A 14488-nucleotide genomic window follows, 5' to 3' on the forward strand; every position below is an offset into this window, starting at 1 on the left:
ACCTGACCATCCAACTTCTCCCAGGTGTATGATGTTACGCAACTTCCATTGTCTTGTTCCTCTGATCTATGCACTGGTCGTGGTAGGCTCTGCTTCCGAAGCTGAGGAAAACGCGTCAAATCCATTGGCTGCGATTAACAACACCGACATTCGATATCAGTACTTCGATTTGGCACGGGGTGCAGACCGTCAGGATGCCTTTGTCGATGGTGCATACATGTTACGCCCCGATCTAAAACTAAAATACGAGCTCCACTACAATTCAACGAATGCTACTGGCGAAAGGTTCAACGGGTTCGAAAAGACAAGCTTCAAGCTGATCTACTTTCCCTCACAGAAACCCTTGAATGACACCTGGAGCGTGAAGTCCGCACTTGGTTTGGAGTGGATCCTCGATTTTGGTGACCCTGACGAAGGCATCGGCACCGGGTCGGATCAGATAGCCCCATTTGGTGGGTTCGCATTTGCAAACACTAATACTGGGCTGACTCTGATCCCTCTGGTCCAGCACTTTGCTTCATATAACGGTTCGACCGATGTCAGCCAGACTGCGATGCGCCTTATTGCGCTTCAGCCATTTGGTGACGGGTATTGGGTCAAAGCAGATATCAAAGCTCCATACGATTGGGAAAATGATGCGTGGCCCGCGACCGCAGAATTCCAGATCGGTAAGAACCTCAGCCCTGGAATTGCCCTCTACGCAGATGTGTTGGTCGGTATTGGTGCTGACAGACCCTACGACCAAGGTGCCGGGATAGGTCTCAGATTCAACTACTAACCGCCGCCAATATGCAAGGAAACTCCGATGCTCCATCTCAGATTAATTAGCACACTCGTATTTCTGTCCGGCGTATTATCTATGCCCGGGCATTCCCGCGCTCAGTCTCTACCTGCGCCAGGTCAAAACGAAACAGGCTGGCGGCATGAAGCCTCATTCTATCTGTTCACACCCCTAAGAACCACAGGTACGTCAACCGTGGCTGGACAATCCGCGGAATTGGATCTGGACCTTGGTGACGTCCTGGATGTGCTCGATTTCGCGGCAGCCGGCCGGTACGAGGCTTGGAACGGGGATTTTGGGATCATCGTTGATGCGAATTATGTGGGGATCGAAAAGGATACCACATTGCCTGGCCCTCTCGGTGCCGGGATTAACGTCGACGTTCGTCAAAAATGGTTTGGTGTGCTGGGGGCTTACCGTGTTGCAAATGGCGTGTACGGTAGCAGGAGCCAGCGATATGCAATCGATCTCCAAGGCGGTCTGAGGTACAACTCCATTCGTCAGGAAATTGACCTAACTACCCCGGGACCGAGAAATCCACCTACATTGGGCGGAGATCAGGGCTGGATCGAACCAGTAGTCGGAATACGCGGAATGTGGCGGGTAAACCAGAAATGGACTGGGATTGCGTCTTTGGAACTTGGCGGGTTCGGTGCCGGTGGAAATGATCTCCAGGTTGGCGCAAACGTTGGTTTCGACTATCAGCCGTGGGAGAAAGCTGCGCTCACATTCGGATATCGTTACTTTAGCGTAGACTATAGTGACACTTTGAGTTCCGGTGAATTCGCCTATGATGTCGACCAGCATGGTCCATACATTGGAATCAAGTACTTTTTCTAACGAATGGGCGTGAAACAAGTTCCATAAGAAACGAACAGGGCCGGAAACTCGCGCTGCGTCAACTCTGTCGCTAGTCTGACCACGGCTCGGGGACATGTGCTTGATCGCACTAAGGTCGATCTACGCCGGCATCAAGTGCAACTGCAAAGCGCGGTTACCTCCAGCATTTGGTTAGCGAAAAAACTCGGTTTTGATTGTCTCCTCTGGGCTGCAAATAGTCCTTGATTGTTCAGCCTTCGATGGCGACTTTGTCCGCAAAACGGTCATTCAGACAGAACGCAGCGAACGGCTGCTCTGAACCCTTACCTACCAAATGTTGCACAATGCATGATCGGGAGAGAAGCGCAGAAAGCTGACGTTGCAAAGCTCAGCTTGCGGCCAAACAACGGTTATTGCCAGAGGATCAAATACGTCGACCCTTTCATCAGACTGGACTTTCGTTTCATCCGCTTAATCGGGCAACGGGCCCACTCGTGGCAAGGAGCGTCTCATCCAATGCGGCTGTTTATCGGCAACACCATTGAGGTTCCAAGCTGCCCAAGAGAAAATTGGCCGTGTAAACTAAGTCAACTATTCAGCGCTGTACCAAATCGGTGACGTATAGGCACGGTCTTGGACTTCTGCCGGGACGGCCTCAGGCAGCGGTATATCGTAAAAAGCAGCGTCTATAGTCGTCCAGCGTGGCTTTGGAATTTCGATAACTCTCACGTAGTAAAACGCGTTGTTACCCGGATCAAAATCCGGGTCTTGCCAATACCCGGAAAGCTCCACGGACCCGATCGAGTTGCTGTATGTCGCGTTTTCTACATCCACTGTCGAACCCACCGGTTCACGCGCGCGGCCATCCTCTCCGATCTCTCGATCACCCGAGACGGCCACGTCATAAATCCGCTCATGGGTTTCGCCACTCTGGTCGATCCAGCCCTTGATGATTTGAACACGGTCTAGATTTGCGCCATCTGGATCGCGCAGCGCCCGGATCAGGAAACCGGGGGTGGCCCCATCTGGCGCGTTCTTCAGATCTCCGCCCATTGGCACGCCTTTTTGATACCCGTTGGAAACAAAATCCGAGGCATTGAGATCATCAGCATCAAAACCCCAACCGCCAAAGACCCGGACCCGCATTCTCGGCCCGGTCGTGGCGTAGGCTTCCTTGCGCTTGATCGCGCCGTGGACTTCTTCACGCGTGTTTTCGCGGGCCCAGACAGCCGTGAGACCCGCCGCCAATTCCTGCGCTGTGAGGATACGCAATGCCGGGTCTTCGGCAGGGATCACATCAAAGTTGTGGCGGTTTTTCGAGGGTTCAGTGTGCTGGTACTTGCCAAAGTAATTGTCTTCTCGTGTGGTCGGCAGCGCTGTGTGAGTATCCGTGGTCCCGTAAAAGCCAAACTTGAACGGGTTCACGCCTGTTTCCCGCTCAACCTCTAGCCCAACCTTCAAGGCAGAGCGCCCATATTCATAGCGCAACATGTCCGGCGTCTTTGCGACGGTGCCCGAGATGTTCGCCACGTCCCAGGTTTCGAAATCCGCAAATTCGTCATCCGGCGACAGGTAGGGGTGCGTTTCCTCATCACCCTTGATCTGGGTCACCTCGTGCATTGGCTCCCAACGAATGCGTTTCGCGGCGTATTCCGCGTCCATGGGTGTTCCGTCAAACTTGGTCGGTGCAAACATTATTCCGTTCGAGATGTTGCCGTTATGCGGGATGGAAACGGCGCTTCCGCCCGTCGCCTCTTCATAGGCGGCCAGATAGTCCCATAGCGGTTCGGGGTCTTCGCTTTCAAAGAACGTAAACGGTCGCGTTTGACTGGTCTCTTCGGCTCCGTCCCCAAAGATCACGACACGGTGTAGGTTGTCGCCCCGGGGCGTCGATGTCCATTCATACCCGGCCAGCGATGTGAACACGCCTGGCTCGTAATAGTCGTCGACCGTTTCAACAATCTGCTTCCACAGGTCACCGTCCAGACCCAGGCCAGCGGTGGGATCGCGGCCTTCGATCGACGCGATTTCGATGATATCGGCAAACGCGGCCATGCGTCCTTCCTGCCCGGAATTGAACCTTTCATAGGTCAGCCGCCCCCAGTCGTCCGCCAACAGCCGGGGGTCTGCCGCGCGAATAGCGGTCGCAAGCCCCAACATTTCCGCGTGTTCGGTGATGGCAAGGAAGTCGAGAGGCCGGATAAGCTGTACCGGCTGTCCGGTGTTTGAGGTTACCCTCTCTCCCTTGGCCACGCGAAAGGCGTCATGGATATTCAAAGACGTTCCCACAAGCCCCGCGTCGAACGAGATTTCTGTGTGAAAATGCAGATCGCCAAATAGAACCTGATCAGGATAGGATCGGTCAACAAAAGGAGAGTAAGTCTGCGACGGGACGACAGTATCCGGCGGGACTTCGCCCTCAAATCCAACGGCTTGTGATCCCAGAAAAAGCGCCAAGGCAATGGTCGTATGTGGCAAAAACTTGGGTTCAAAATGAAATCTCATGGCTGACCTCCAGACAGCAGACCCAAAGCCGCAGTGTAGGGAGAAGTGTGCGAAAAATCAAATATTCACGTAGGTGAGACGCCTACCGCAAGTCCTTGCGCACGGGTCTGACCCCAAGGTTTTCACGGCCGTAGCACCGCCGGTCCGAAGCGCATCTTTAAGTAAGAATGGAATTGAGTGTTACAGTGCGTTCACGACACAAAACCTGCTTCTTTCAGTAAGGGTACCAGAAAAAAATTGGGGGAACGTGAAGTGATTGAGTTTTATAAATCCATTTGGAGAACAACGGGACAGCGTCAGGTGGTTAATATCTTGCTGTCGCTGGCCATTGCCGCCCTAGCGGCGTTTCCTCTGAACTACCAGAAGGAGATCGTGAACGGTCTGACCGAAAAGAATATAAGGCCCGAGGGCTTGCTGTGGCTTGGAGCGGCGATGGGCGGAGTGATTACCCTAAGCCTCGCGCTGAAATGGGTGCTGGGATATCTTTCAAGCGTTCTTGGCGAAGACATGATCCGCAAGCTGCGCAAACGTATTTGCAGTCTTTCTCGCGAAAACTCCTCTGGTTCAGAGGCAGTGGCCTATGGTGCCAAAGCCACAATGGTGTCGGCCGAAGCCGAACAAGTGGGAAAGTTCTCGGGAAGCGCTTTGTCTGAACCCATCGTACAGGCCGGAACCCTTGTCGTGATTGTCGGGTATATTGCAGCCAATCAACCCTCTCTGGGGCTGATTGCAATCGGTATGATTGTCCCTCAGGTGTTTATAGTTCTGCTTGTTCAGACTCGCGTGAACTCACTTGTGTCAGAAAGGGTTCGCACATTGCGCAAAGCCACAAACTGGCTTGTTGACCCTGATCGCTCGGCCGTGGAAATCACACCTAAATTTGACGAGATCTACGATACCCGTTCTCGGATATTGTCTGGAAGCTGTCTTCGAAATTTGTACTCAGCGCCATTAACGGAGCCGGGACGGTGGGGGTTCTTGTCGTGGGCGGTTGGCAGGTCCTGGAAGGCAATACGGATGTCGGCACAGTCGTCGCCGCCACTGTAGGTTTGACACGCCTTCAGGGCCCGACGCGGCAGCTGATTGCCTTTTATCGACAGGTCAGTGCAACAGCTGTGAAGTTTGAACTGCTGCGGGAAGCAGGCGTCAATATGGCTGACGTTTCCGATTGAACTTTGTACGTCTGAGTTGCCTTCTGGTTGTTTCAACGGTTGATAGCTAAAGCCAATAAAACCGGTTTTGTCTTTGCCTTGATTGCCGTCGTAGTCGTATAACTTATTGAAAAAAAACGTTCTTTCTACGACTTTGTCGCCTTGAAAGCAGGCATTCCTTCAAGATCAACAAAAGGCTGCTTGGTCCGCAACTCTGCCGTTCAGCAGATTTCTGCAAACGTCGGCTGTCGTTCAATGCAGACCTTCAGGCGATATTCCTCGGAATGACCACCAACAATGACCGCTTTCCGATCCTAAGCCGTCATCTGACTAAAAAACTCAGATGACCGACTTAAGCCCAATGTGCCGGGTTCTGCACAAGGCACCAATGACCGCTTGTTTGGCCTGCAGCTACTCCACCAACACCTCCGTGCGATCCCGCAGCTCGAAAAACCATCCTGAGGTTCATTTAGATCAAAAACCTGATGCTGAGAGAGGTCAGAATAAATTCCTCGAAGAACTCGCGAGGTCAGACCGTGACAAACAACCAAGTTGGTTTCTGCGAATGATGCTTCCTCGCACCATGCATATACCCGTGTGTGTACATCTGCATAGGACTCACCAGAAGGTGCAGGAACGTTCCACTTGTCGTCCGAACGCTTTTGCCACTCTTCGGGGTAACGAGCTTTGATCTCCGAGGTGGTCAACCCCTCCCACATTCCAAAGCTGCATTCCATCAATCGAGGCTCAAAGACGACGGCCTGCTCGGGAACTCCAATATCCTTAGTCACTATCAAAGCCGTTTGCCGCGCTCGGCCAAGCGGGCTGGCAAAAACCGCGACTTCTCCGTCGAGACACAATCGCTTCCGCAACCGCTTTGCGTTTTTTTGTGCCTGAAATTTACCTCTCTGCGTAAGAGGCGAGTCGAGGTGACCCTGCCTTCTGCCTTGCACATTCCATTCAGTTTCGCCGTGACGAAGTAGATAAATAGCGGTGTTAGAATCCATACCAGATTGGGCTCCGTTTATTTGCCCAGAGGATCATTCTTTCTTAGGCTCATCAATACAAAGGTGCCTTTGGTGCAACCGCAGCGAATTGTCGCTTTTGTCCGCTTTGGGCTGCGACCCGTCAACCATGTAAACCGCAGAGAACGGCAACATTGGAACCCAAGTGAGACTAGAGTTTACCCCGTTTTTCCTTCTTCAAGGAACTAACTCAGGCTCTTGGTAGCACTGATTACACAATGCGACCGTAGACAGCCGGATGGGTCACTTGGTTAACCGATCTTCTGAGTATACGAGAGGGTCTATGATCGCGACTATGTCGCTTCCACTGTCCTCCAAGCCAAGTCTTTCGCATAGCCGTGCAGAGGGAATGTTGCCCGGAGCGATGCCTGTCTTGAACCCTGTGGCCCCAAGCTTTTCATGCGAGTGAATTAGAGCTATCGCCCCCAAGACTTTTGCAATGCCCTCGCCCATGCGTTCAGGTTTGGTCGAGAGTTGCCCCCATTGTGCGCGACTATGCAGCCGACTGCTGGAGGGATGACACAGAACTGAGCCCGCAGTTGCGACTGGGGCACCTGATTTATCAACGACGACCATAGCAAACCCGGGACGAGACAATCCGCGCATCACCGTACCTATTGGCGGTAAAACACCGTGGCTCAACGCGACTTCCGCGAAAGCTTCAAGCCATTCTGGCGGAGAGCTGCGATCAATCACTCGTATGGATAAATCTTCGGGCAACGCCTGAGTTGCGACCACTTGTCGAGCGGCTTCGACGCAGTTCAGACCGCCAAGATAGCAAGCAATCGTGTCGGTCTTTAAACCCTCGCTTTCAATTCGTTCGCGTACCGTCGCAACCTCCTCACGCGGTATGCTTTCTATCGCCGTGATGCCAAGAATTCGGGCCATTGCGACGGCATCATCCAACGCCCCAGTATATTCGTTGGCAATCTGTATACCACGCCCATGGCTACAAAACCGAGGGTCGTCAACCAACAGCTGCATAAGATGCTCGCCCATGGTTGACATGCGTCGTTGTGCTTCACTTCCGAATACTTCCATGAGATTTCCCTCGAAGTACCACAGGACAGTTCGGAGATGATCGTTTGATAGGGGTCGTGTCGTCAAGCGGACGTCACGCGCAAGACTGCGACACAAAGAGGGTATTGGCAATGGGCGAATGGCAGCTATGTCCACGTAGCAGTCGTTCACGCCGGGTGCAGCGAACGTCCGCTGCGAGCCCAAATTGATTGATGCTGCGCGAAGCTCCAATGACAGCAATGCGCAGAAAGCAGACTTTGCAAAGTCCGGCGTGCGGCCCTAACCCTTCTGCGGTTCAGCTACTGCTTCGTCATACGAAGGTAGATACTACAGTACGTTACCTATGCGCCGTTCGCTTTCCGAAACCAACCGTGCTCGAAATCGCGGCAGCATCTGAAAAAAGACCAAACCGAACGCTGTCATTGGGTTGGAAGCAGTAGTCCTTTCTAAATCGTAATCAATGATAGAAAATCTATTCCGCGTTCGAAAGTCCACCAACTTGCGATAGCTGCACATACGATTGCAATCGAAACTCTCAACGACATTTCGGGTGTCGGACCTAGTTTCGCGAAGAAGTGCAGCAATGGCCAGATCACAAGAACAATAGCGAGCTGACCAACTTCAACACCAACATTAAACGCCAGCAGGCTCTGCCAGATGTTAGGCGACGTCACCTGAAGTATTTCATGTAAAACGAAACTGAAGCCCAAGCCATGAAGAAGACCCATAAGTACCGTTACGACAAAGACCTTTTTGTTAGAGTTCCTTTCCAACTTATCCCGTCTAACGGCCAGAAAGGCCGCGTAGACGATGGACAAGGCAATCCCGGTTTCGACAAATGGCACAAACCAGGCTCCTGACGGCACATACCCGAAAAATCCAAGGGACAGAGTTACGCTATGGCCTACCGTAAAGCCGGTGACTCGCCACAGAAGTGCGCTTAGACCGGGGGCACCAATCACCAGGCAGATAACAAATAGCACGTGGTCGATGCCTTCCAGGATGTGTCGCAGGCCTTCCCAAACGAAAGTTACGATCCCTGAGAGCCGGGACCTGGAAACCTGCACCGGTTCTTCCATCAGGCCTCGGGTTCGAAAGACTAGCGGATCGCTTGATCCATAGTCCAGAATGAGATTGGCGGTCATTTCCTGATCAGGCAGGCCTGGGTCCAAAGAACTGGAGATGGCGTAGGAGGTCGGCGCATTTTCCAATTCATACCAGAGCGTGACATCCACAATAACGTCACCAACATAAACTGGCGGGTCATCCTGTATGGTCGTTCCCGCTGACACAGATTGCTGGGCTTCGCTCAGCGTCGCAAAACCCGGCTCCTCACCTACTTTGTGAATGGTCACGGATTCAACGTCGCCCAAAACCCGCGTACCCGTGATTTCGATGATCGTACCGGTTTCCACGATGCGCCCAAGGCCAAGCGGGTTTTCAGCGATTTGTGAGGAGTCGACAAAATGAACCACCTGACCATCCTCAAGCGCATTTGTCGTGAAAGGAGCCGCTTCAGGAAGGCCGTCCTCACCCTTTTTGCCGATTTTGTCCGCCACTAGATAAGGCATGGGCGTTCGCAAATAGATGCGCAGACCGTCGCTTGTGTGTTCTACGTGAAAAATACGAACATTGAGGTTCAGCAGAAAATGCGCCTGGCTGGCGACCGCAGCCAAGATCAAACAGGTCGTTATCCAAATCAACAACACCTTGTTCAGTCGGTTAAACATCCGGTGCGCGCGCCCCCATTACAGTGATACCCGTAAGATTCCAAACGCCTCTTTCGGGACGGAACTCGACCCTTGCCCGATACTCCACCCGACGACGATGATCATGGCCCCAGTGACCTGCTCGGGCGTCTACAATCCACTTGGCAACCCCTTCGAAAGCACCGGTTATCTTAATGTCGCCTTCCACGATTACGACATCGGTCACTTCGGCGATCTGCGCGCGACTTCCGCCAGGCACACGAATGGCAAGGTTTGTTTCGAGTTCAGCAGCGACGTCTGTGAGGGCCGTGTTCCTGACAATTGACTCTAGCGCTTTGCGACGTGCTTCTGGTGAGACCTCAAGCGCGGCCACATACGAGTTCGCCAAAAGTAGGGAAAAAATTTCAGAAGCCATCTGTTCTCTGGATGGGCCCGCTATTGGATTTTGAAACGGAATTTGCATTTCGTGCCGAAAGGCAACCCCTGCAACTAAACTGGCAGCCGCCAGCAGGACGAACCCGATCCGTCGGCTTTTTAGGGGCGACAAGAGCGCGCCCACGCCTGCACCAAGCGCAACAGCGACAGCCAGTACAGTCCAAATCGGCAGAAAGAAAACTCCCGTCGCCTGTACCCGCGCAACTTCAGGGTCGACGTAGCGTTTCAAATGGTTGATCCAACTTACCTCTGGATCTTCAGGAGTAGCCCAATCCAGGAAAGGACCGGCAACATCTGTCAATGTCACAGGCACATGCTGAATGGTTTGGTCGAACATATCCCATGTGACAGTCGCCTCTTCGGGCAGAGTCGAAATCGGATAGGACAATATCAAGCCTGCAAAAGTCGTGTCGGTCAGAAGCGTCGGAGAGCCCTCAACGATTTGAACTCCTGTTTCGCCCAGTGTCAGAAATGCGCCCCTGACAGAGGTGGGCTGAATCGGCTCCCCCGCGATGGTGACCGGATTACGAGTTTCGAACGCTTCCAGCGCAGCGTCGAGTATTGTTTCCTGCTGAGATAGGTCCAGTTTGGAGCCCGTGCCAATATCCATGTCTATCCAGGGCGCAAGTTCCCGCAGCCGGATAAGGATCTCGTGGCGAACCTCGCGTGGCGCAACGTACAGAAAAGACGTTGTGCCGCTTTGAGCTGACCGATTGAGATTCGCGTTGGTGAACGCGGTGAGCCATGGGTCGGACCAATCAATCTCAAGTCGCGCGTCACTATCGAAGTAACTGAATTTGGTGACAGGGACGGCGCGATCAAAAACCATGAAACCGATTGATGTGGCAGGCTTATCCTCCTGGGGTGTCGGAGGGCGAAAGATCAGGGTCTCGGGGCGCGCGCCGTCAAAACCGAAGAAAGCTTCGATGTAGATAACTTTCGAATCTTCAGGAGGAGCAGGAAATATGCGCCCGGTAATGGGATCGGTCCTTCCAGCCAAGGGGGATGCGCGGTCAATTCTCTCACGGTTCTCGGCAGTCACAAATTCGAACGTCAAAGGTGGTCCTTCGGCGCGGCTTACCGAAATGCCTTCGGATTCGCGGACAAACGCAGCTTGATGTGTAGCCACTGTCGGGTGGAGGTCCTGCAATACCTCGGTCGGCAGAAACGACGCAAAAGCTTCAAAATCCTCGGGGTAGACTTCAATCTCAAGTCGAACACCGTCGTTTTCCACCCGAAAGATTGCGATATTTCTGGCGACCTCCGCCCCGCTATACGGAATGACGTCACCTATTGCAGAGCTGCCTATCACCAAAGCGGCGAACAACGTCAGAAGGCATCGGATTTGGATCAACAACTTGGCCAGCTTCCTTCGCGGCGTCAAACTAAGTACAAAAACTGTGTCATTTCCGTCTTGTGCAGCTCATTATCGAGCCGCACCAAAACGTGTCATTACGTCAGTTTTGATCCGGCATAGGCGGTGGCGTGTAACCGTCCCATTTACCTGCTTGGACCTTGTCCGACGGTTCTTTTTCCTTTGAACGCTGTGCATCGATGTATTCGTCGCTTACTGCGGGCGGCAACGCATAGTCATCCACGCTCGCCTCGCGTACGACGATCTGGTCTTTGGTTACGTTGATCACCTGAAGATCACGTGCCAGCGTGAGTGGCCCATCGTAAGTCGACCGCACACCCTCCAGAATCGCCTGATAGTTTTCTGGTGAAAGCACGGAGTGATATCCCAAGGCCATACGCGGTTGGACGGCAGACATGACCTTTCCGAATGCCGCTGGCTCGGAATGGACGCGCGTGGCGACATATGTCGCTTGCGTCATGTCCCAGCCAAAATACGGTGCCAGCGCATCAGGTGGCAGGAAAGCCTCGTGGGAAGCAAGATCGGCTCCTTTGGCATATTCGACATACCACTTGTTCGGGTAGGTATCTCCGCCAAAAACGTATTTCAGCCCATTCCACTCAAGGGAATAGCTGACGGAACCGTCGAGACTATGGATCGCAGGCCAGGAACGAATGGTGACACCGTTGTCTTGATAAACGATCTCGTTTTCCTGCATGTAGTCGAACTCGGTGACTTCGAGCTTGGCGCCCTCATCCGGCAACGCGCCCGTTCGCGTAGCAAGGTCCCACGCATAGGCTTTTGACATACCCTCAACGTAGGCTTTTGTTCCAAGTTCATCTTCTGATCCCGTGGGGCCATAGATGTGAAGCGGTGTATAACGACCTGATAACCATCCACCAACGTGCAGCCCCATAAAGTCCCCAACATGATCAACATGCAGGTGGCTGAAGAAAACTTTGTCGATCTTCGAAAAATCCGGGCGCAGCGAGAACAAGTTTCCCGTTGATCCGGTGCCGACGTCGAACAGAAAGACATCACCGTTGCCCAATTCCACATAAAACGAAATTGAAACGGCGGCCTTTGTCTGGTTTGGCATACCTGTCCCTAACGCGGTTATCCGCATCTCATCTTCGCCAAGTATTTCAGTATTGGGGAAATAGGATGCCGGATAAACACCATCTTCAATGGGGGCAGCCGTTCGACCCGTGGGCAACATATTCTGCGCTGTGGCGGTTCCAGCTACCGCGATCCCCATTGCAAAAACCAAAGCCGTTGCGGAATTGAGCAAGCTATTCATAGTTCCCCCTCCATTTTGAAATAGTCATTCAGCACACAAATTCGTGAGCTCCCCATTCTCCGTAGACATCTCTACGGTAGGTCCATAGACTGCTCTATGTCAATAGAGGTGCCTATGGAAGCTGAGCCAAGGATAATTGAAAAACGGGAAAAGGCGTCACGGGAAGATTGGCTGCTTGCGACACTGGACGTTCTGAGGGAGCGGGGAATCGAAGGTGTGAAAGTTGTTGCAATTGCCCGCAGGCTTGGCCTGACCAGTGGAAGTTTCTATTGGCATTTTCGGAACTTAAAGGATCTTCTCGACTCGGTTCTGCTATTTTGGGAAGACGCTCTAACTGGTCATATCATCGAAGACGCACTTCAGTTCCAGGGACCGCCGGAAGAGCGGATAAGGGTATTGATGCATCAGGTTATCCGCGAAGACGCTTCCAGGCCGGATGGAGCTATCGCGGTCTGGGCAAAATCCGATGCCGATGCCGCACAATGCTATAAGCGTGCTATTAAACGACGATTTGAATTTTCTACATGGCTGTTCCAAGAGCTCGGTTTTGCACCCCCTGATGCTGAGATTCGAGGCCGGATGATGGTCATGACCCTGATGGGTGAGACAACGAACGATCTGAAACTGCAAGAAAATTGGCCGAGTGTAATTGACCGGCACTGGCGAGTTTTGGTGGACAAATAGCTTCCCATCGATTGGGTTGAACAACGCCATTTTCGATCAATTTTGCAGCTTTTGTCTCCGAGCTGATTGAAGCGTTGATTTTGTACACATTGGTGTCACACGTTGGGCTCCTGCGGGTCCGTTCCGTGTCCAATGGCTATCGATTTCGGGCTGATGGTATTTCGTAGTATCCTTATCGAAATCAAAAATTTTTGGGGGGACTAAGTGTGCGATTGAATCTGATATCAACTCTAGGCTTGGCATTTGCTTCGATATGCTCAACTGCGGCTTCTGACAGTGCGCTGGAGGCGCGAAAGTTCTATTATCCGAATACTGAACCACTTGGTGAAGCGGAGATGCGCGTTGTCTCGTTGGGTACTGGAACGCCCAATTTTCGACACTCCCAGGCGTCTGCATCATGGTTGGTCGAACTTGGGAACGGCGATAAATTTCTATTCGATGTCGGGACTGGTTCGTTAGCCAATTTGGCAGCCTTGGAGATTCCGTACACGTATCTCGACAAAGTGTTCATCAGTCACCTGCACGTAGATCATATCGGAGACCTGGATGCGCTTTTTGTCGGCGGATGGGTTTCCAACCGGACTGTGCCATTACAGGTCTGGGGGCCAAGTGGACTGGAACCAGAGTATGGAACCGCGGCGGCAATGGACGGGCTTCAAAAAATGCTAGCGTGGGACGTGGCTGGACGTCGCGGAAACATGCCCTCCGCGGGAGGCCATCTAAAGGTAACTGAGTTCGACTATTCGAAGACGCAGGTGGTTTATGAGAACGATGGTGTGGTCATACGCTCCTGGCCCGCGATACACGGCATTGACGGTTCCGTGTCATACAGCGTGGAATGGAACGGGCTTAAGTTTGTCTATTCGGGTGACACCAACCCAAACAAGTGGTTCGTAGAAAACGCCAAAGAGGCTGATCTCGTCATCCATGAATGTTACCTAACGGTACAACAATTTATCGACATAAAGAACTACGATCCCGAACGTGCTCGTTTGGTTGCAACGGTAGTTCACACACCACCGGATGCGTGCGGCAAGCTATTTTCGGCTATCGAGCCTCGGCACGCGATTGCCTATCATACATTTGCCGATTTCGACATCGCCCCCGATACAATTGCGGCAATTCGAATGACCTATGATGGGCCGCTTACCTTGGCTCAAGATATGCTCGTCTGGAACATTTCGGCGGAGTCAGTAACCGTTCGAGAAGTTATAGGGTCAGACAATCCGTTGCCAGTTGCCCCCCCGACACCCGCCGGGCCACCTGACCCAAGTGAACGAACAGAATTGTCAGATTGGCTCAACGCAGGCCGACTCGACCTTGGCCAGGAGTAACCTGCGAGAAGCAATTCTTGCCAAACTGGGTTTGAGAAATCGGCAAAGCCCACATACTTGTGGTGAAGAACCTTTTGCCGATCATTCGGCAAGGGTCCGCGTTATCTGCTCTTGGATTGTAGGGCCAGATCGCGGCGGAAGACTGGCTTGGATTTAGCCGAAGTCCGCTGGATTAAACGACCGGCCTGGGAAAATCTGCCGCCCGCCGAATGATCGCAAGCGCAAAGGTTTTCTGTGTGAGAGAAAGCTGCGTGGGTAAAAGGCGGATTTGTTGCGCGTCTCGATTGTCGAAGCTGAACGCTGCGATAGGTCCGTACGAAATTCCGCGCAATCAACGCGGGTGAAGGACTGGTTCGGTGAAAACCGCTGCG

At 52.8% G+C, this 14488-nt stretch carries 11 protein-coding genes and 1 pseudogene; 6 read left to right on the plus strand and 6 right to left on the minus strand.

Annotated elements, in window-relative coordinates:
* The first annotated feature begins 28 nt into the window (after nucleotides 1-28).
* Together ACT2B1_RS20035 and ACT2B1_RS20040 are read left to right on the plus strand one after the other, a co-directional pair.
* Complete coding sequence (locus ACT2B1_RS20035) at nucleotides 29-778, plus strand: hypothetical protein (RefSeq protein WP_029622277.1); 750 nt, start codon at nucleotides 29-31, stop codon at nucleotides 776-778.
* Nucleotides 779-805: 27 nt separating this feature from the next.
* On the plus strand, nucleotides 806-1621 hold the full coding sequence (locus ACT2B1_RS20040; RefSeq protein ID WP_481669042.1) for a hypothetical protein: 816 nt from the start codon (nucleotides 806-808) through the stop codon (nucleotides 1619-1621).
* Nucleotides 1622-2191: 570 nt separating this feature from the next.
* Here the strand turns inward: ACT2B1_RS20040 and ACT2B1_RS20045 are convergent.
* Nucleotides 2192-4105 carry a DUF3604 domain-containing protein gene (locus ACT2B1_RS20045; protein WP_481669043.1) on the minus strand — a complete coding sequence of 638 codons (1914 nt, stop codon included), beginning with the start codon at nucleotides 4103-4105 and terminating at the stop codon, nucleotides 2192-2194.
* A 300-nt stretch (nucleotides 4106-4405) separates the two neighbouring features.
* On the opposite strand from ACT2B1_RS20045, the gene ACT2B1_RS20050 reads away from it, so the two are divergent.
* The gene (locus ACT2B1_RS20050; RefSeq protein WP_481669044.1) at nucleotides 4406-5152 is read left to right on the plus strand and encodes a 6TM ABC transporter family protein; all 747 of its coding nucleotides are present in this window, start codon (nucleotides 4406-4408) and stop codon (nucleotides 5150-5152) included.
* Nucleotides 5153-5570: 418 nt separating this feature from the next.
* Here the strand turns inward: ACT2B1_RS20050 and ACT2B1_RS20055 are convergent, their stop codons facing one another.
* Together ACT2B1_RS20055 and ACT2B1_RS20060 are read right to left on the minus strand one after the other, a co-directional pair.
* A complete protein-coding gene (locus tag ACT2B1_RS20055; RefSeq protein ID WP_481669045.1) occupies nucleotides 5571-6263 on the minus strand; it encodes a histidine phosphatase family protein in 693 nt (230 codons plus the stop codon).
* Between the two features lie 261 nt (nucleotides 6264-6524).
* Nucleotides 6525-7322: a GNAT family N-acetyltransferase gene (locus ACT2B1_RS20060; protein WP_481669046.1), complete on the minus strand. Its 798-nt coding sequence runs from the start codon at nucleotides 7320-7322 to the stop codon at nucleotides 6525-6527.
* A gap of 93 nt (nucleotides 7323-7415) precedes the next feature.
* Here ACT2B1_RS20060 and ACT2B1_RS20065 point away from each other — a divergent pair.
* Nucleotides 7416-7514 (plus strand): annotated as a pseudogene (locus tag ACT2B1_RS20065) (hypothetical protein); the annotation flags it as partial.
* A 233-nt stretch (nucleotides 7515-7747) separates the two neighbouring features.
* Here the strand turns inward: ACT2B1_RS20065 and ACT2B1_RS20070 are convergent.
* The 3 genes from ACT2B1_RS20070 to gntH (ACT2B1_RS20080) form a co-directional block, all read right to left on the minus strand.
* Entirely contained in the window at nucleotides 7748-9031 is a 1284-nt protein-coding gene (locus tag ACT2B1_RS20070; RefSeq protein WP_481669047.1) for a HupE/UreJ family protein, read from the minus strand.
* A complete protein-coding gene (locus ACT2B1_RS20075) occupies nucleotides 9024-10802 on the minus strand; it encodes a hypothetical protein (protein WP_481669048.1) in 1779 nt (592 codons plus the stop codon). Before ACT2B1_RS20075 ends, ACT2B1_RS20070 begins: the two co-directional genes overlap by 8 nt.
* Nucleotides 10803-10902: 100 nt before the next feature.
* Entirely contained in the window at nucleotides 10903-12099 is a 1197-nt protein-coding gene (gene gntH / locus ACT2B1_RS20080; RefSeq protein ID WP_282170937.1) for a guanitoxin biosynthesis MBL fold metallo-hydrolase GntH, read from the minus strand.
* Between the two features lie 114 nt (nucleotides 12100-12213).
* Between gntH (ACT2B1_RS20080) and ACT2B1_RS20085 the strand changes: the two genes are divergently transcribed.
* Complete coding sequence (locus ACT2B1_RS20085) at nucleotides 12214-12783, plus strand: TetR/AcrR family transcriptional regulator (RefSeq protein ID WP_481669049.1); 570 nt, start codon at nucleotides 12214-12216, stop codon at nucleotides 12781-12783.
* 206 nt (nucleotides 12784-12989) lie between these two features.
* Nucleotides 12990-14117 (plus strand): guanitoxin biosynthesis MBL fold metallo-hydrolase GntH, encoded by a 1128-nt coding sequence (gntH, locus tag ACT2B1_RS20090; protein ID WP_481669050.1) that lies wholly within the window; start codon nucleotides 12990-12992, stop codon nucleotides 14115-14117.
* Nucleotides 14118-14488 lie beyond the last annotated feature (371 nt).

This window comes from Ruegeria sp. S263, from assembly GCF_056780525.1.